Source organism: Streptomyces sp. NPDC057743, from assembly GCF_042798755.1.
Classification (GTDB): Bacteria; Actinomycetota; Actinomycetes; order Streptomycetales; family Streptomycetaceae; genus Streptomyces.
This window is the reverse complement of sequence record NZ_JBHVJX010000013.1, coordinates 35,364-52,302: the sequence shown is the minus strand read 5'-3', so window position 1 is coordinate 52,302 and position 16,939 is coordinate 35,364. Positions and strand designations below refer to the sequence as shown.

The 16,939-nt window shown below is 73.5% G+C and carries 17 protein-coding genes and 1 pseudogene; 2 read left to right on the top strand and 16 right to left on the bottom strand.

Annotated elements, in window-relative coordinates; genetic code table 11:
* Nucleotides 1–22: 22 nt before the first annotated feature.
* From ACFVFQ_RS16870 to ACFVFQ_RS16850, 5 genes and pseudogenes are all read right to left on the bottom strand, one after another.
* On the bottom strand, nucleotides 23–247 hold the full coding sequence (locus tag ACFVFQ_RS16870) for an I78 family peptidase inhibitor (RefSeq protein ID WP_383416281.1): 225 nt from the start codon (nucleotides 245–247) through the stop codon (nucleotides 23–25).
* 858 nt (nucleotides 248–1,105) lie between these two features.
* Nucleotides 1,106–1,207: pseudogene (locus tag ACFVFQ_RS16865) on the bottom strand (MerR family DNA-binding transcriptional regulator); the annotation flags it as partial.
* A gap of 87 nt (nucleotides 1,208–1,294) precedes the next feature.
* Entirely contained in the window at nucleotides 1,295–2,143 is an 849-nt protein-coding gene (locus tag ACFVFQ_RS16860) for a hypothetical protein (RefSeq protein WP_383415785.1), read from the bottom strand.
* Nucleotides 2,144–2,226: 83 nt separating this feature from the next.
* Nucleotides 2,227–3,498 carry a glycosyltransferase gene (locus ACFVFQ_RS16855; RefSeq protein ID WP_383415782.1) on the bottom strand — a complete coding sequence of 424 codons (1,272 nt, stop codon included), beginning with the start codon at nucleotides 3,496–3,498 and terminating at the stop codon, nucleotides 2,227–2,229.
* A 207-nt stretch (nucleotides 3,499–3,705) separates the two neighbouring features.
* Complete coding sequence (locus tag ACFVFQ_RS16850; protein WP_383415779.1) at nucleotides 3,706–4,287, bottom strand: transglycosylase family protein; 582 nt, start codon at nucleotides 4,285–4,287, stop codon at nucleotides 3,706–3,708.
* A 287-nt stretch (nucleotides 4,288–4,574) separates the two neighbouring features.
* Between ACFVFQ_RS16850 and ACFVFQ_RS16845 the strand changes: the two genes are divergently transcribed.
* Complete coding sequence (locus ACFVFQ_RS16845) at nucleotides 4,575–5,372, top strand: hypothetical protein (protein ID WP_383415776.1); 798 nt, start codon at nucleotides 4,575–4,577, stop codon at nucleotides 5,370–5,372.
* 170 nt (nucleotides 5,373–5,542) lie between these two features.
* A complete protein-coding gene (locus ACFVFQ_RS16840) occupies nucleotides 5,543–5,836 on the top strand; it encodes a hypothetical protein (RefSeq protein WP_383415773.1) in 294 nt (97 codons plus the stop codon).
* Between the two features lie 40 nt (nucleotides 5,837–5,876).
* Here the strand turns inward: ACFVFQ_RS16840 and der are convergent, their stop codons facing one another.
* The 11 genes from der to ACFVFQ_RS16785 form a co-directional block, all read right to left on the bottom strand.
* Nucleotides 5,877–7,349 carry a ribosome biogenesis GTPase Der gene (der, locus tag ACFVFQ_RS16835; RefSeq protein ID WP_383415770.1) on the bottom strand — a complete coding sequence of 491 codons (1,473 nt, stop codon included), beginning with the start codon at nucleotides 7,347–7,349 and terminating at the stop codon, nucleotides 5,877–5,879.
* 70 nt (nucleotides 7,350–7,419) lie between these two features.
* Nucleotides 7,420–8,076, bottom strand: a complete 657-nt coding sequence (locus ACFVFQ_RS16830; protein ID WP_383415767.1) for a lysophospholipid acyltransferase family protein — start codon at nucleotides 8,074–8,076, stop codon at nucleotides 7,420–7,422.
* Nucleotides 8,073–8,816 carry a (d)CMP kinase gene (cmk, locus tag ACFVFQ_RS16825; RefSeq protein ID WP_383415764.1) on the bottom strand — a complete coding sequence of 248 codons (744 nt, stop codon included), beginning with the start codon at nucleotides 8,814–8,816 and terminating at the stop codon, nucleotides 8,073–8,075. Before cmk ends, ACFVFQ_RS16830 begins: the two co-directional genes overlap by 4 nt.
* A 166-nt stretch (nucleotides 8,817–8,982) precedes the next feature.
* The gene (locus tag ACFVFQ_RS16820; RefSeq protein ID WP_383415762.1) at nucleotides 8,983–10,068 is read right to left on the bottom strand and encodes a prephenate dehydrogenase; all 1,086 of its coding nucleotides are present in this window, start codon (nucleotides 10,066–10,068) and stop codon (nucleotides 8,983–8,985) included.
* Complete coding sequence (gene aroH / locus ACFVFQ_RS16815; protein WP_383415759.1) at nucleotides 10,065–10,427, bottom strand: chorismate mutase; 363 nt, start codon at nucleotides 10,425–10,427, stop codon at nucleotides 10,065–10,067. Before aroH ends, ACFVFQ_RS16820 begins: the two co-directional genes overlap by 4 nt.
* A gap of 151 nt (nucleotides 10,428–10,578) precedes the next feature.
* On the bottom strand, nucleotides 10,579–11,589 hold the full coding sequence (locus tag ACFVFQ_RS16810) for an ADP-ribosylglycohydrolase family protein (RefSeq protein ID WP_383415756.1): 1,011 nt from the start codon (nucleotides 11,587–11,589) through the stop codon (nucleotides 10,579–10,581).
* Nucleotides 11,590–11,670: 81 nt separating this feature from the next.
* Complete coding sequence (locus ACFVFQ_RS16805; RefSeq protein ID WP_383415754.1) at nucleotides 11,671–12,780, bottom strand: pseudouridine synthase; 1,110 nt, start codon at nucleotides 12,778–12,780, stop codon at nucleotides 11,671–11,673.
* Nucleotides 12,780–13,463 (bottom strand): SMC-Scp complex subunit ScpB, encoded by a 684-nt coding sequence (scpB, locus tag ACFVFQ_RS16800; protein WP_383415751.1) that lies wholly within the window; start codon nucleotides 13,461–13,463, stop codon nucleotides 12,780–12,782. The genes ACFVFQ_RS16805 and scpB overlap by 1 nt, the downstream gene beginning before the upstream one ends.
* On the bottom strand, nucleotides 13,460–14,683 hold the full coding sequence (locus tag ACFVFQ_RS16795) for a segregation and condensation protein A (RefSeq protein ID WP_383415748.1): 1,224 nt from the start codon (nucleotides 14,681–14,683) through the stop codon (nucleotides 13,460–13,462). Before ACFVFQ_RS16795 ends, scpB begins: the two co-directional genes overlap by 4 nt.
* 199 nt (nucleotides 14,684–14,882) lie before the next feature.
* A complete protein-coding gene (locus ACFVFQ_RS16790; RefSeq protein WP_383415745.1) occupies nucleotides 14,883–15,509 on the bottom strand; it encodes a hypothetical protein in 627 nt (208 codons plus the stop codon).
* A complete protein-coding gene (locus tag ACFVFQ_RS16785; protein ID WP_383415741.1) occupies nucleotides 15,494–16,510 on the bottom strand; it encodes a ParA family protein in 1,017 nt (338 codons plus the stop codon). The genes ACFVFQ_RS16790 and ACFVFQ_RS16785 overlap by 16 nt, the downstream gene beginning before the upstream one ends.
* Nucleotides 16,511–16,939: the final 429 nt, after the last annotated feature.

Genomic DNA, 16,939 nt, shown 5'->3' with positions numbered 1-16,939 from the left:
CAGGCGCCGCGCCGACGGGCCGTCAGCCCCGCCAGCCGCGCGCCACCACCCCGTCCTTCACCTCGAAGTTGATCCGGCCGACGAGGTACTCCATGGTCAGCATCGCGCCCGGCGGGACCGCCCGGACGGTGGACCACCCCCGGGCCCGGGCCAGCTCCTCGGCGGCCGCTTGGTCGAGGCCGACGTACGCCTCGGGGTCGTCCTGCACATCGGGGGTCTCGCCGGGAAGGTTCGGTTCGGGTGCCATGCCAGCCACCGTAGGCGCCCGCGGGGGCGCGCGGAAGGCCCGCCCCCGCGTCCCGCCACGACTTCCCGCCGGACCATTGGTCACGCTTCTGTCACAGCGAACGCCCCTCCGATTGACCCGGCCACGCTTCCCGTTACCCGCCGTACAACACCGCGAACGGGCGCAAAACAAAGCGGCCGGAATTCCCCCTTGATCGGCCGCGGAAGGGTGTGCCGGCGTATCGGACAACGCCGGGCAGCCCACCGGAATTAATCGTGCATCGCCCCGGGATTCCCCCTTACCCGACGTCCCTTTCCGGCCGTCCTCGAATTGGCCAACGAGACACACTCCACACACATTTCGCGCACATCGCCCGAGTGCACCCGGCCGCCACCCCGGCCGCCCTCCCGCCAACTCCCGCTCACCTTCCGGCACCACGGGCCCGCGGAGGGTCCCCAAACCACCGGGTCCCACGGGCCCCAGAGGCCCAACGACAACCAACGCCGCCGGGCCCGCGCGCCGTCCAGTCGCCCGTCCCCCGCGTCGCCGAAGGCCGCGACCAGCCCGTCGTGGGCGGCTCCCCTCGACGGGGCGAACGCATCGGTCACCTCGGCGGCGCGGAGCCGGTACGCCCAAAGGCCCGGTGTGTGGGCAGCCACGAAGCGTCGATTTCGGGGGCGTCGAGCTCGGGGCCCGGCCGCGGGACGGCGTCCGGCGACCAGGGCCGCGCCGGCGAGCGCGTACGCCTCGGCCAGGCCGCGTAGCGCGCCACCGGATCGGTCTCGCCGGCAGGACGGCGGCCGCGCGCACCCGACGGCAGCGCGCGGCCGGACCGCCGTCCCGGGCCGCGACGAGCGCGTGTGATCGGGCGTGCAGCCGGTCCACGGCGTCCGCCCCGTAGCGGCGGCGCCCACCGGCGCTACGGCCGGCCACCGGCAGCAGCCCAGAGTCCGAGTAGTGCCGCACGGCCCGGACCGTCACCCCGCACTCCGGGCCAACTCACCGAGCGGCAAGGCCACTTGGCCCGCCTCCCGTGCCACGGGCCCACCCTCGGGCCGGTCCGACGAGTCAGGGTCGGTCGTTCGGGCCGGTGACCCGTACGGCCAGGTCGTTGTCGAGCGTGTAGTACGGGCCGATCCGGAGCTCCCCGCCCGGTGCCGGGACCGGGCGGGTCGGGTAGCTGAAGACCTGCTCCTTCTCCGGGACGTCGTCCAGCAGGCGGGCGATCCGGACCGGCGGGGCGCCCTCGGCAGGGCGCAGCCACAGATCCCAGGGCTCGCTGCCGTGCCGCCAGTGGGCGACCAACTCCCCGTACGGGAGGGTGAAGCGGAAGAGCGGCCCCTCGTCGATCAACGGGACGGCGACGACCGGGGCCCGACCGGGGCGGCGGAGCCGGGCCTCGGCCTGGGCGCCGGCCGCCGGACTCGCCCCGTACAGGCGGCCGATGACGGTGATGCCCTCAGGGGCGACGAGGATGTCGCCGGCCTCCGCGTGCGGCCCGCGCAGCCAGCTGCGCAGCGCGAGGTTGCCCAGCTTGGTGGCGTAGGGGATGCGCACACCGAGCCGGCCGATGCCGGCCAGCGGGCGGCGGTCCACCAGGGACCGCAGGTCGTTGACGCCGGGCAGCAGCCGGCGCGGATCGGCGCCGTCGCCGAGGTCGGCGTAGGCGTGCCAACGGCCCTCGGCCAGCGCCACAGTGCTGGGCAGCACGGCGCGCAGCCGGCCGGGCCCGTTCGGCCCGAGCGGCAGCCGCACCTCGTCGTCGGCCGCGGTCCCCACGGTGCCGGGGTCGGCCGCGCGCAGCCGCAGCACCAGGGCCGCGCTCCAGGAAGTCCCGGTGTCCTGCGGGACGTTCAGGTCGAAGGTAAGGCCGCCCGCGGAGTCCGCGATGCAGTCGGCCTTCAGGTCCACGGGCACCGGCGCCCCTCCTCCCGTCGCCGCGGTACGCCGCGGGCGCTTCGCCGCGCCGGGCCCGGTCACGGGTGACTGCGTCGGGGAGTTCATGCCGTCCGCACCCCTCTCACCGCGGCGCGGGCCGCGTGTGCGGCGGCGTACTTGGTGGCGTAGGCGCCCCCGATGAGGGTCCCCCGGGCGCGGTGCAGGGAGCCGCGCAGCCCGCTGCCGCGGCGCCGGGCGACCAGTTCGGCGAAGAGCGCGGCGTGCCGCTCGGCGACCTCCGCCGGGTCGAAGCGGGCGGCCGAGGCGAGCGCGGCGGCGCCCATCCGCGTCCGGGCGGCGTCGTCGCCGATCAGCTCCAGCAGCGCGGCGGCCAGCGCGGCGGGGTGCCCGACCGGCACCACCCGGCCGGTGGTCCCGTCCGCGACGATCTCACCCGGCCCGTAGGGGCAGTCGGTGGCGATGGCCGGCAGCCCGCAGCGCATCGCCTCGGCCAGCGCCGTCCCGAGCGGTTCCCGGCCGGAGGAGTCCACCGCGAGCGCGCCCTTGGCCCACTCGCTCTCCAACGGGCCGGCCGGGCCCATGAGGAACACGTGGTTGTAGAGGCCGAGTTCCTCGATCAGGGCGCGCAGCGAGGGCTTCTCGGGCCCTCCGCCGTAGATCCGCAGCCGCCAGTCCGGGCGCCTGGCGACCACCGCCGCGAACGCCCGGACGAGCACGTCGAAGCGCTTGGTGCGGGTGAGCCGGCCGGCGGCCATCACCCACCGGCCGGTGCCGTCGGCCGGCGCCAGTCGCGGGGCGGGGACCGCGCGGGGCACCGCGCTGACGGTGACCCCGGGCAGTCGCAAACGGCGCAGATGGGCCCGGGCGTCCGCCTCGGTGGCGGTGACCAGCCCGTCCAGCCGCGGGTAGGCGCCGCGCAGCGCCAGCCGCAACTCCCGGCTGTGCGCGGCCAGACAGAGCGGTTCCTGGCCGACCCGGAGCGGCCCCCGACGGGTCTGCCGGGCGACGTGCACGGTCAGGCCGGGCCGGGTGCCGACCACCACGTCGGCCTCGGTCCGCCGCAGGTACTGGGCGATCCGCTCGTCGGTGAGCTCACTGTACTGGCGGGAGGCGGGCTCGGCGGTCGGGAACACCTTGGCGGGCCGGGCGTGCGCCGGCGCCATCCGGTCGCCGGAGCGGCCGTGCTCCCGGAGGTCCACCAGGTGCCGGAGCGCCACCTTGGGGCCGAGGTCGAGTGCCGGGGCGTCGCGGTGCCGCAGGACGGAGACGATCTCGACGTCGTGCTGTTCGGCGAGCGCGTCCGCCAGGCTGAAGGTCGCCCGCACCGTCTCCCCGCTGCCGTAGGCGTGGTGAATCAGGAATGAGATGTGCATCCGTCCCCGTATCCCCTGGTCCCTCGCTCGTCCTGGTCCCCCCGCTTCCCGGACGGCCGCCCTACGGGCGTCCGGTGTCCGGCTGTTGAAGGGTAAGACTGCGAAGTGGCCTTCGGGGTTGGGGGTATTGGCCAAGTCGTGCCGAAATAGTTAGGGCATCGGTATGGCAGCGCGGGAACTCTTGCGGGGGCGGCGCCGGCGCGCAGGTCAGCGCAGCTTCAGCCGGGTGCCGACCACCAGGTCGTCCGGGTGCTCCCCGATGGCGTCCCGGTTCGCCTCGTACAACTCGCGCCAGCCGCCCCTGACGTGGTGGCGGCGCGCGATCCCGGCGAGGGTGTCGCCACGCTGGACGACGTAGGCGTAGTCGCCGAGCAGGCCGTAGCGCCGGGCGCACTGCGGCCAGGCGCCCCAACCCTGGTCCGCCTGGACCCGCTTGGCCACCTCGATCTGCTCGTCCCGGGTGGCGAGATCGGCGCGCCGGGCGTACTTCAGGCCGCCGTACGCCTCCCAGGTGGGCTGCCAGAACTGCAGGCCCCCGTAATAGCTGTTGCCGGTGTTGATGTGCCAGTCGCCGCTGCTCTCGCACTCGGCGAGGCAGCCCCAGGGCCACTGGTCGTCGGCGCAGGCGTACGGCGGCCGGCCGCCGTCCCCACCGCCGTCATCGCCGCCCCCCGGTGCCCCGTCGGCCACCGCGACGCCGGGCAGGCACAGGAGCAGGGTTGCGGCCGCCGCGACGAGCAACCCGACGGATTCCACGCGGCGCCGCGGCGCCGAAGAGTTGTCCGACATAGCCGGTGACGGTAGGCAGCGGTCCGCCGGGCCCCCGCGCGCCGCGCCCTCGCGGGGCCCGACCGCACCCCGTCCGGTGTACAAAACGCGGCCAGCTGCGCCGTGTTCTGCGCAGAAATTGGCGGTGCGTGACCGACCGAATGGCGACTTTTCACCGATTCTCCGTCGTGCGACGCGTGGTTCGATTCTGTTCGCGCCCGCGCGTGACTCTGTAGGAGGTCGCCCGTTGTCCTTGTACGAGCCGGGAGACCACCCGGCAGCCGCTCATGAAGATCGAGGAGCCACCCGTGCCGCGCATGCTCGACGTCAGCGACGACGTTCGCGCCGAGATCGGCGACGCAGAAGCCGACCGGCTGCTGGCCGGAGAAGACGCCCCCGGCAGCTACGACTGCACCTCCTGCCGGACCCCCGGCAACAGCGAGCAGGAGCGGACCAGCACCGTCCTGTTCGTCGGCGAGGAGACCGCGGTGCTCGCGTTCGCCCATGCCACGTGCATTCCCTCGCAGGTCGTCCCGGTGGCCGAGGAGCAGCTCCGCGGGGCCGTGCGCTCCATCACCGGCTCGGACGCCGCGCCCGCCCCGGCAGCCCCCGCCGCCCCGATCCCCACCAGCGACCGTCAGGCCACCCTCGGCATCACCTGCGGTCTGGTGCTGATCAAGGAAGAGCTGCACCCCGCCCTCGTGGTCGAGCCCAACGGCCCGATCGCCCGCCCCGGTTCGACCAGCCTGGACGACGACTTCCTGCCGCTGCTCCTGGAGCACGGCTTCACCCCCGTGCGGGACGTGAACGAGCACCCCGCCCCGATCGAGGGCTGGTCCGCGCTGCTGGCCATGGGCAAGCTGCACGCCGTGCTCCAGGCGGGCACCAACGGCACCCAGTCCGCCTGGTGGCAGGCCCACCAGCCGCTGGCCGTCTCGGACGGCTGGCGCGCCGCGGCCAACAAGGAGCAGACGGTACTGATGTACGCCGCGCCCTCCGGCACCATCGGCCACCAGCCGCGCGAGGACCTGATGCGCCAGGCGCTGGAACAGGCCGCCGCCAAGGGCCTGTTGGTCGCCGCGGCGATGCCGCTGGCCGGAACCTGACGCTCCGGCGCCCGATCGCGGGAGCAGGACCGCCCGATGTGGCCGGATTGCACCCGCGATCAGCCATTTCCCCCCGAAAGCCGCATCCCGCCGGCAGTGGGGTCGTTGGCACCTACGTGCACGCATATGACCCGGCCCCTCGCGCCCCGTACCCCCACCCCATCCCCGGCATGCGCCCGGCCCGCGACCACGGGGGACCGCTTCGCGCGGACCGCGGTGGGGGCACGCCGATCTACGACGAGCTGTACGCCGAGTACCGCCGCGCCTTCCGGGCGCTGCCCGGGGACCGCACGGACGAGCCGGAGGTGCCGGAGTCGCTGCGCGGCGGGAACTGGCGCCGTACGACGGCGCCGCCGGGGCAGTGGGAGGTGGTGGGACGGCAGCCGTTCCGCACCCGCGGCCAGCTTCCGGCGGCGCTACCACCGGGGCCCCGGGAGGCGCCGCGGCCGCCCGGCGGTCACTGACTGACGCCGCCGGGCCGAACCGCGGCCGCCGCGCGCCTGGTTACTTCTTCTTGCCCTTGTTGGTGCCGCGCTTCTCGCGCACCCGCACCGAGATGTGGATCGGCGTCCCCTCGAAGCCGAACTCCTCGCGCAGCCGGCGCTCGACGAAGCGGCGGTAGCCGGCCTCCAGGAAGCCCGAGGCGAAGAGCACAAAGCGCGGCGGCTTGGTACCGGCCTGGGTGCCGAACAGGATCCGGGGCTGCTTGCCGCCACGGATGGGGTGCGGGTGGGAGGCCACGATCTCGCCGAGGAAGGCGTTCAGCCGCCCGGTGGGGATCCGGGTCTCCCAGCCGGCCAGCGCGGTCTCGATCGCCGGGACCAGCTTGTCCATGTGGCGGCCGGTGCGCGCGGAGACGTTGACCCGCATCGCCCACGGCACCTGGACGAGGTCCCGCTCGATCTCCCGCTCCAGGTAGAAGCGGCGCTCCTCGTCGAGGGTGTCCCACTTGTTGTAGGCGATGACCAGGGCCCGGCCGGCTTCCACGGCCATGGTGATGATCCGCTGGTCCTGGACGCTGATGGACTCCGCGGAGTCGATCAGCACGACCGCGACCTCGGCCTTCTCCACGGCCGCCGCGGTGCGCAGCGAGGCGTAGTAGTCGGCGCCCTCCTGGAGGTGCACCCGGCGGCGGATGCCGGCGGTGTCCACGAACTTCCAGGTCTTGCCGCCCAGTTCGATCAGCTCGTCGACCGGGTCGCGGGTGGTGCCGGCCATCTCGTTGACCACCACCCGCTCCTCGCCGGCGACCTTGTTGAGCAGCGACGACTTACCGACGTTCGGGCGGCCGATCAGCGCGATCCGGCGCGGGCCGCCGACGGCGGCACCGAAGGTCTGCGCGGGCGCCTCGGGCAGCGCGTCCAGCGCGGCGTCGAGCATGTCGCCGGTGCCGCGGCCGTGCAGCGCGGAGACCGGGTGGGGCTCGCCGAGGCCCAGCGACCATAGCATGGCCGCGTCGGCCTCGCCGGACGGGCCGTCGACCTTGTTGGCGACCAGGACGACCGGCTTGCCGGCGCGGCGCAGCAGCTTGACCACGGCCTCGTCGGTGTCGGTGGCGCCGACCTTGGCGTCCACCACGAAGACCACCGCGTCGGCGGCCTCGATGGCGAACTCGGCCTGCATCGCCACGGACGCGTCGATGCCGAGCACGTCCTGCTCCCAGCCGCCGGTGTCGACGACCTTGAAGCGGCGGCCGTTCCAGTCGGCCTCGTAGGTGACCCGGTCGCGGGTGACGCCCGGCCGGTCCTCGACGACCGCCTCGCGGCGGCCGATGATGCGGTTCACCAGCGTCGACTTGCCGACGTTGGGGCGGCCGACGACGGCGAGGACCGGCAGCGGGCCGTGGCCGGCAGCGGCGATGTCGCCCTCGACCTCCTCAAGGTCGAAGCCCTCTTCCGCGGCGAGCTCCATGAACTCCGCGTACTCGGCGTCGCCAAGCGCACCGTGCTCGTCGCCGGTGGGGATCTGCTCGTTCATGAAGTCCGTTCCTCGTTCATCCATGTGGTCGGTGGGCCGCTCGCGAACGGGCCCACTGCTCAAGTGTGGGTCAGCGCCTGGTAAGGCGCCGGGCCTGTGCCAGGTGAGCGGTCAGCCGCTCCTGGATCCGTACGGTCGCCTCGTCCAGCGCCTTACGGGTGCGCCGCCCGCTGCCGTCACCCGCGTCGAAGGCGTCACCGAAGACGACGTCGACGCGGCCGCGCAGCCGCGGCACGGCCGGGGTGAGCCGGCTGGGGCGGCCGGTGCTGCCGAGCACCGCCACCGGGACGACGGGGGCGCCGGAGCGCACCGCGAAGTACGCCAGCCCGGCGCGCAGCGACGCGAAGTCGCCCTCGCCGCGGGTGCCTTCGGGGAAGATGCCCAGCACGCCGCCGGCGGCCAGCACCCCGAGCGCATCGGTGATCGCCTTGCGGTCGGCGCTCTGACGATCGACCTTCAGCTGCCCGATGCCCCGCAGGAACGGGTCCAACGGGCCCACGAAGGCTTCCTTCTTGATCAGGAAGTGCACCGGTCGGGGCGCGGTGCCCATCACCATCGGGCCGTCGACGCCGTGGGAGTGGTTGACGGCGAGGATCACCGGGCCGCTGGCCGGCACCCGCCAACTGCCCAACACCCGCGGCTTCCACAGGCCGTACATCAGCCCGATGCCGATCCGCCGGCCGATCGCGGCCCCGCGGGGGCTCGGCGCCTTGCCGCCCTCGGTCACCGGATGTCTCGCCCCGCCTTCTCGGCGCGGACGCCCTCGATGAGGGTGACCACGCACTCGATGACCTGATCCAGCGTCAGGTCGGTGGTGTCGACCTCGACGGCGTCGTCGGCCTTGGCCAGCGGCGAGGTCTTGCGGGAGGAGTCCGCGGCGTCCCGCTTGATCAGCGCCTCACGGGTGGCGGCCAGGTCGGAGGCGAGCTGCGGGCTCTGGCCCTTGATCTCGCCGTTGCGACGGGCCGCCCGCGCCTCCGGGGAGGCGGTGAGGAAGATCTTGAGGTCGGCGTCGGGCAGGACCGTTATGCCGATGTCCCGGCCCTCGACGACGATGCCGTGCGGCGCCCCGGCGGCGATGGAGCGCTGGAGCTCGGTGATCGCGGTGCGCACCTCGGGGACCGCGCTGACCGCGCTGACCGCGGAGGTGACCTCCGCACTGCGGATCGGACCGGCGGCGTCCACGCCGTCGACGGTGATGGTCGGCGCGGCCGGGTCCGTGCCGGAGACGATCACGGGCTTGGCGCAGGCGTCGGCCACCGCGACCGGGTCGTTGACGTCGATGCCGTTGGTCAGCATCCACCAGGTGATCGCGCGGTACTGCGCGCCGGTGTCGAGGTAGCCCAGCCCCAGCTTCCCGGCGACGGCCTTGGACGTGCTGGACTTGCCCGTGCCTGCGGGGCCGTCGATGGCAACAATCACTGCAGCCTGGGCGGTCCGATCGGCGGTTTCCACGGTGACGAACACCTTTCTTGATACACGGGGCGCGGTCCAGGGCGCCGGGTCTCGTCGTCGCGCTCCCGCCGTCCGCACACGGGGCGGACCGGCTACGACCGGCGGGTGGGAGTTCGGCAACGGGACCTGGGGCCTCGGACAAGGTTACTGGCTCGACCACGGCGCGCCGTCCACGGTGTCACTGACGGATCGACCACCCCCGCTCCCGCAGCTCCGCGGTCAGCACCGGGACGGCCTGCGGCTCGACCATCAGCTGGATGAAGCCGGCCTGCTGGCCGGTGGCGTGCTCGATGCGGACGTCCTCGATGTTGACCCCGACGCGGCCGGCGTCGGCGAAGATCCGGGCCAGCTCGCCGGGCTGGTCGCCGATGTAGACGGCGACGACGTCGTAGGTGGCCGGGGCCGCGCCGTGCTTGCCGGGGACCCGCTCGCGGCCGGCGTTGCCACGGCGGAGGACGTCCTCGATGCCGCCGGCGCCGGTGCCGCGCGCCGTGTCGTCGGCGGACTCCAGGGCGCGCAGCGACCGGACCGTGGCGTCCAGATCGGCGGCGACGTCGGTGAGGACGTCGGCGACCGGACCGGGGTTGGCGGAGAGGATGTCGATCCACATGGCCGGGTCGGAGGCGGCGATCCGCGTCACATCGCGGATGCCCTGGCCGCAGAGGCGGACGGCGGTCTCGTCGGCGCCCTTCAGCCGGGCCGCGACGAGGCTGGAGACCAGCTGCGGGGTGTGTGAGACGAGGGCGACGGCGCGGTCGTGGGCGTCGGCGTCCATCACCACCGGGACGGCCCGGCAGAGCGCGACCAGCTCCAGGGCGAGGTTGAGCACCTCGGTGTCGCCACCGGGCGACGGGGTGAGCACCCAGGGGCGGCCCTCGAAGAGGTCGGCCGTCGCGGCCAGCGGACCGGAGCGCTCCTTGCCGGCCATCGGATGCGTGCCGAGGTAGCCGGACAGGTCGCAGCCGAGGGCCTCCAACTCGCGGCGCGGGCCGCCCTTGACGCTGGCGACGTCGATGTACGCCCGCGCGGCGCCGCGCCGGATCGCCCCGGCGAGCCCCTCCGCGACGTGCGCCGGCGGCACCGCCACGACGACCAGGTCGACCGGGCCTCCGGGCGGCTCGGCGGTGCCGGCGCCGAGCGCGGCGGCCGTCAGGGCCTGGGCGTGATCGTGGTCCTCCAGGTGGACCTGGACGCCGCGGGCGCTGAGCGCGAGGGCGACCGAGGTGCCGATCAGGCCCGTTCCGATGACGAGTGCGGTTCTCACTGGGCGATGTCCTTCCTCAGGGCCGCGGCCGCGCCGAGGTAGACATGGGCGATGCCGGCCTTGGCCAGCCCGGTCTCGACGTGGGCCAGCACCCGCACCACCCGCTCCATGGCGCCGGCCACCGTCAACTCCTGGGCGCAGATCAGCGGGACGTCCGTGATCCCCAGGGCCCGGGCGGCGGCGGCCGGGAAGTCGCTGTGCAGATCGGGGGTGGCGGTGAACCACACGCTGATCAGGTCGTCCGGCACCAGCTCGTTGCGCTCCAATATCGCGGTGAGCAGCTCGCCGACCCGCTCCCGCATGTGCTCCGCGTCGTCCCGCTCCAACTGGACGGCCCCGCGCACGGCCCGTACCGCCACGTCCTCAGCTCCCCTGCGTCGTGCATCCGCGCACACGTCCGCGTACGCACTGCTCAGCGTAACCAGCGCCACTGACAACCGTGCCCGCGAGCTTGGGGCCTCCGACGGCCGGCACCGGCCCCGTCCACCGCGGCGGACGGGGCCGCACCGCTCAGGCGTCCCAGGCCGCCCCGAGGGCCAGGAGTTCGTCGCGGTACTCGATGCGGTCGGTCCACTCGCGGGGCCAGGCGTCGGCGCCGAGCCGGGCGTCCGCGAAGGCGCCGGTGAGGCAGGCGATCGAGTCGGAGTCGCCGGAGGTGCAGGCCGCGCGGCGCAGCGCGGTGCCCGGCTCGTCGGGGAAGAGCAGGTAGCAGAGCAGGCCGGTGGCCAGGGCCTCCTCGGCGATCCAGCCGGCGCCGGTGGCCAGGCACGGGTCGGCCTCCCGGTCCGGGGCGGCCAGCGCGGCGTCCAGCCGGTCCAGGACGGCCAGGCATTCGTCCCAGCCGCGGGCCACGAAGGTCGTCGGGGTGGGGGCCTGGGAGCGCCGCCACAGGTCGCCGAGCCAGTCCTCGCGGTACGTGGTGCGCTGGGCGTGCGCGTACGCCCTTAGCAGGCCCGGCAGTTCGGCGGGACGCGCGCCGTCGGCGAGGACGCGGACCGCGTACGCGGTGAGGTCGCTGGCAGCGAGCGCGGTGGGGTGCCCGTGGGTCAGCGCGGACTGGAACTGGGCCGCGCCGGACCGCTGTTGCGCGGTCAGCCCCGGCACCAACCCCAGGGGCGCGACCCGCATGTTGGCGCCGCACCCCTTGGAGCCGATCTGGCTGGCGTCGGCCCAGGGCAGCCGCGGGTCGGCGAGCAGTGCACAGGCGCGCAGGCAAGTCCCGCCCGGCGCCCGGTTGTTCTCCGGCGAACGCCACCAGGTCACGTACTCCTGGCGGACCGGCGCCTCCAGGGTGGCGGCGGTCAGCGCGCCGCGCTCCAGGGCCGTGCGCAGCCCCCGCCCCAGCGCCAGCGTCATCTGTGTGTCGTCGGTGACCAGGGCCGGCGCGGGCAGCCCCAGTTCCCGCCACGGCCCGTACGCGGCGGTGATCGCCGCTACGTCCTGGAACTCGGTCGGGAAGCCGAGCGCGTCCCCGAGCGCCAGCCCGAGCAGTGAACCGGTCGCCGCGGACGATGCCGCCATGGAAGCCCCCATAAGAAAACCACCCCTTAATCGTCATGGTGACGTTAAGGGGTGGCGTGGGGCGACCGCAAGCCGTATCGGCTAGAGGTCGACCTCCCGCATCAGCATCCCGACCTCGGTGTTGGTCATCCGGCGCAGCCAGCCCGACTTCTGGTCGCCCAGCGCGATCGGACCGAAGTGCGTGCGGACCAGCTTCTCCACCGGGAAGCCGGCCTCCGCGAGCATCCGGCGCACGATGTGCTTGCGGCCCTCGTGGAGGCTGACCTCGACGAGGTAGTTCTTGCCGGTGTTCTCCACGACCCGGAAGTGGTCGGCGCGGGCGTAGCCGTCCTCCAGCGGGATGCCGTCCTTGAGCCGCTTGCCCAGGTCGCGCGGGAGCGGGCCCTGGATGGCCGCCAGGTAGGTCTTGGTGACGCCGTAGCGCGGGTGCGTCAGGCGGTGGGCCAGCTCGCCGTGGTTGGTGAGCAGGATGATGCCCTCGGTCTCGGTGTCCAGCCGTCCGACGTGGAACAGCCGGGTCTCCCGGTTGGTCACGTAGTCGCCCAGGCACTGGCGCCCGTCGGGGTCCTCCATCGTGGAGACCACGCCCGCGGGCTTGTTCAGCGCGAAGAAGAGGTACGACTGGGTGGCGACCGTCAGGCCGTCCACCTTGATCTCGTCCTTCTCCGGGTCGACCCGGACGCCCTGCTCCATGACGACCTTGCCGTTCACCTCGACCCGCGCCTGGTCGATCAGCTCCTCGCAGGCGCGCCGGGAGCCCATACCGGCCCTGGCCAGCACCTTCTGGAGCCGCTCGCCCTCCTGCTCGCCGAAGGTCTTGGGGGTCGTGACCCGCGGCTTGTCGTAGCGGGCGCGGTTGCGCTCCTCGATCTTGGCGTCGTACTCGCGGGACCGCGCCGGCGCCTGGCCCCGGCCGCGCTGCTGACCACCCTGGCCCCCCGGGCGCCCGCCCTGGGACGCACCGCCCGTACGGGGACCGCCCTTGGCGCCGCCACGGGCCGCCGCGCCCCGGGCACCGGTCTTGCCGCGACGCTCGTCGCCGCCCCCGGAACTGCCCACGTCGTAGCGGCGCTCCTCAGGACGGGGACGGCCAGCGCGCTGCTGCTTCTCGTCCCGCTTGTTGCCGGCGCCGCGGTAGTTGCCCCTGCCGCCGCCGCTGCTGCTCCTGCTGTTCCTGCCGCTGCTTCGCATCAATGATCCGTCTGAGAGTCGCCGCTGTCGTCTACGTCGAACGACGGGATACCTTCCGGGGAGTCGCCCTCGACCGCGTCCGCCTCCGGGAGGAACGGTGCGAGCTCAGGGAGCTCGTCCAGGCCGCGCAGGCCCATCCGCTCCAGAAAGTAATTCGTCGTCCTGTACAGGATCGCACCTGTTTCAGGTTCCGTCCCCGCCTCCTCCACCAGGCCGCGCTGGAGGAGCGTGCGCATCACGCCGTCGCAGTTGACCCCGCGGACGGCCGAGACGCGGGAACGGCTGACCGGCTGACGGTACGCGACCACGGCCAGAGTCTCCAATGCGGCCTGGGTGAGCCGGGCCTGCTGACCGTCCAGAACGAAGCTCTCCACGGCGTCCGCGTAGGCCGCCCTGGAGTAGAACCGCCAGCCGCCGGCCACCAACCGCAGGTCGAAGCCTCGGCCTTGGCGGGTGTAGTCGTCGGACAGCTCGCGCAGCGCCAGCGCGACGGCCCGGCGGGACCGCTGGAGGACCCGCGCCAGGTGCTCCTCGGTCGCCGGCTCGTCGACGACCATGAGGACGGCCTCCAGCGCGGGCCTCAGCTCCAGGTCGGCCACGCCCAGCGCGCCGGCCGGCCGGTCCGGCTCCGACCGCCCGGCGCCCGGCTCCTGCTCGGTGATGTCGTACGCCGCGCCGCTCACGCCGGCTCCTCCCGTTGCTCTTCGCTCTCCGCGCGGCCCACCGGGTCCGCGTCGCCGTTCGCGTCCTTGCCGGTCGCGGCGGCTTTGTCGACCTTGTCTCCCTGATCGGTCGGCCCGTCCGGTTGCCGGTCGAACTCGTCGGTGACCCGAGGGGACGCCCCCTCCTCGCCCGTCCAGCGGACCGTCAGCGCCCCGAGTGCCTCCTCCTGCTCCAGGGTGACCGCCCGCTCCCGGTAGAGCTCCAGCAGGGCCAGGAAGCGCGCGACGACGGTGAGGGTGTCCGGGGCGTCGGCGATCAGCTCCTGGAAGCCGGCCTCGCCCAGCGCGCGCAACTGCGCCAGCACCACCTCGGCCTGCTCCCGGACGCTGACCAGCGGCGCGTGGATGTGGTCGACGTAGACCTGCGGCTTCGCCTTGGGCTGCATCGCCTTGACCGCGAGCCGGGCGAACCCCTCGGCCCCGATGCTGATCACGACCTCGGGCAACAGCTCCGCGTGGTGCGGCTCCAACCCGACGGTACGGGGGTGGCAGCGCGCCTCCTCGGCCAGCCGGCCGCTGAAGATGTCCGCGATCTGTTTGTAGGCGCGGTACTGGAGCAACCTGGCGAACAGCAGGTCCCGGGCCTCCAGGAGGGCGAGGTCGGCCTCGTCCTCCACTTCGGCGGCGGGCAGCAGCCGGGCCGCCTTGAGGTCGAGCAGGGTGGCCGCGACGACCAGGAACTCGGTGGTCTGGTCGAGGTCCCAGTCCGGCCCCATGGCCCGGATGTGCGCCATGAACTCGTCCGTCACCTTGGACAGCGCGACCTCGGTGACGTCCAACTTGTGCCGGGAGATCAGCTGGAGCAGGAGGTCGAAGGGCCCCTCGAAGTTGTCCAGCCGCAGCGTGAACCGGCCGTCCTGGCAGCCGTTGTCGTCCGGTCCGTCCGGGCTGTTCAGGCGGTCCGGTCCGTCCCGGCCTTCCGGACCGCCCTGGTCGCCCGTGAGCGCCTCCGCCGCCGCATCAGGATCATCTCCCCGGGAAGCCTCCCGGGGGCCACCCACGCCCCCGTGCACGGCCGCCTCGGCGGTCTCCACCGGCGCGACCGCCTCACCACCCCCCAACACGTCCGGACGGGCTTCCGCGGGGGCCTCGGGTGACGCCTCCTGGACGGTCCCCGGACCCCGTCCGAGGGCGCGGCGGGCGCGGCGCGGGGCGGCGGGGTCGTCGTCGGTCGTCGGCATGGCGGTCCAGGGTGCTGCGGTCCCGCGCGAAGCGGCGGGTTGGTCACGGGCGGGACACCCCGCCGGAACGGCAGGCTATCCCGCCGCGCGCCGGCGACCGCCCTCCAGGGCGTGTCGGACAGATGTCGGACAGATCTGGAAGCACCCGCCCTAGGTCCTGTCGTCAAACTCCCGTCTGCCGGGAGTTTGACGACAGGACCTAGCGTCCGCGGAGTCGTCGCACCAAGATGCTGGCGTCCCCGCGCGATTCCAGGTCGGCGAGGACCACGGCCACCGCTTCGCGGACGATCCGGCCGCGGTCGACCGCCAGGCCGTGCTCGCCGCGCAGCACCAGGCGGGCGTGTTCGAGGTCCATGAGCTCCTCGGCGGAGACATAGACGGTGATCTTCTCGTCGTGCCGTTCCCGGCCGCTGGGGCGGCGGTTGGCGCCGCGCGACCGACGACGGCCCGACGCACCGGCCGTCGCCGCGGCCTCCCGTTCGGCGCGGGCCGCCCGCCCGCCCGGCGTCCGGTGCCCCGCGGCGGCCTCCGGCTCCGGCTCGCGGCCGCCGTGTTCGGCCGGCGCCGCGGCGGGCGCGGAGCGCGCCGCGCCTGAGCCACCGTCACCGGCCGCCGGAGCCTCGGCACCCGAACCGTTCCGGGACCGCCGGCGGCCCGCCTGGGCCTCCTCGGGAGCGTTCGGCGCCGGGTCCGATTCGCCGGCCGGCGCGGGCACCCGGGCGTCCTCGCCCCCGGTCGCACGGCGGGGAGCGGACGACTGGAGGCCCACTCCCCCGGTGGTGCGGAACAGTTCGTCGGCTCCGGGCAGACTCACTCGGCGTGACACCGGGCGAGCACCTCCCTGGCGAGCTGACGATAGGCCGCGGCCCCCACGGAGTTGGAGGCGTAGGTGGTGATCGGCTCGCCGGCGACGGTGGTCTCCGGGAAGCGGACCGTACGGCCGATGACGGTGTGGTAGACGTGGTCGTCGAACGCCTCGACGACGCGCGCCAGGACCTCGCGGCTGTGCACGGTCCGGGAGTCGTACATCGTCGCCAGGATGCCGTCCAACTCCAGGTCGGGGTTGAGCCGTTCCTGGACCTTCTCGATCGTCTCGGTCAGCAGCGCGACCCCGCGCAGCGCGAAGAACTCGCACTCCAGCGGCACGATGACCTTGTGAGCGGCCGTCAGGGCGTTGACGGTCAGCAGGCCGAGCGAGGGCTGGCAGTCGATGACGATGTAGTCGTAGTCGGACAGCAGGGGCTTCAGCGCCCGCTGGAGGGTCGACTCGCGGGCGACCTCGCTGACCAACTGCACCTCTGCCGCTGACAAATCGATATTGCTGGGCAGCAGGTCCATGTTGGGGACCGCGGTCTTGAGCAGGACCTCGTCGGCCGACATGCCCCGCTCCATGAGCAGGTTGTAGACCGTCAGATCCAGTTCCATCGGGTTGACGCCGAGTCCGACCGACAAGGCGCCCTGCGGGTCGAAGTCGACGAGCAGCACCCGGCGGCCGTATTCCGCAAGTGCGGCGCCCAGGTTGATGGTCGAGGTGGTCTTGCCGACCCCGCCCTTCTGGTTGCACATCGCGATGATCTTCGCCGGACCGTGGTCCGACAGCGGCCCCGGGATGGGGAAGTACGGGAGCGGGCGCCCGGTCGGGCCGACCCGCTCGCGCCTCTGGCGCGCCGCGTCCGGCGCGAGCGTCGCCGCGTATTCGGGGTCCGGCTCGTACTCGGCGTCCGGGTCGTAGAAGTGCCCCTCGGGCAGGTCGTCGTAGTCGGCGAGACGGGTGGGTTCTCCACTGCCCCGGTCGCCGGCCATGCCGTTCACGTGTTGGCCGTCCATGCTCTGGTGGGCTGTCGAGGAAGTGCTCTCTTGGGTTGCGGAGGTGTGGACCGCTACGGAGCCGACAGCCTCGCGCCCCGAGGGACCCTGGCCCCGTGCAACCGCTCCTGGCCGACCACCTCCGGGAGTAAATGTCGACTCATTCACAAGTCGTCTTACCTCCTTGGATGTGACCAGGAAACTTATCGATAGGTCAGCGTGGCACCATGCCGACGGTTGGCGACTCTATGGCGTGTCGGGCGTCCGCAGCAACACAATCCGCCGGACCCGGCCCGATGTGTCGGTAATGGAACCCCCCGATGTCAAGAGCGCACAGCGTCCGAGACGGAAGTTTTGGGCGTACGCGAATCGGTTAAAGGGTTACGTTCACGGCGAGTTGGGGGTCGAACGCCGGAAGTCGCCCCCGGGGCATGTCGCACATGCGACCGG

Bases quoted from the DNA above. Each gene is read 5' to 3' on its own strand.
- ACFVFQ_RS16870 (WP_383416281.1), bottom strand. From the start codon at position 247: ATGGCACCCGAACCGAACCTTCCCGGCGAGACCCCCGATGTGCAGGAC.
- ACFVFQ_RS16855 (WP_383415782.1), bottom strand. From the start codon at position 3,498: ATGCACATCTCATTCCTGATTCACCACGCCTACGGCAGCGGGGAGACG.
- ACFVFQ_RS16850 (WP_383415779.1), bottom strand. From the start codon at position 4,287: ATGTCGGACAACTCTTCGGCGCCGCGGCGCCGCGTGGAATCCGTCGGG.
- ACFVFQ_RS16840 (WP_383415773.1), top strand. From the start codon at position 5,543: ATGCGCCCGGCCCGCGACCACGGGGGACCGCTTCGCGCGGACCGCGGT.
- der (WP_383415770.1), bottom strand. From the start codon at position 7,349: ATGAACGAGCAGATCCCCACCGGCGACGAGCACGGTGCGCTTGGCGAC.
- ACFVFQ_RS16810 (WP_383415756.1), bottom strand. From the start codon at position 11,589: ATGGCGGCATCGTCCGCGGCGACCGGTTCACTGCTCGGGCTGGCGCTC.
- ACFVFQ_RS16805 (WP_383415754.1), bottom strand. From the start codon at position 12,780: ATGCGAAGCAGCGGCAGGAACAGCAGGAGCAGCAGCGGCGGCGGCAGG.
- ACFVFQ_RS16795 (WP_383415748.1), bottom strand. From the start codon at position 14,683: ATGCCGACGACCGACGACGACCCCGCCGCCCCGCGCCGCGCCCGCCGC.
- ACFVFQ_RS16785 (WP_383415741.1), bottom strand. From the start codon at position 16,510: ATGGACGGCCAACACGTGAACGGCATGGCCGGCGACCGGGGCAGTGGA.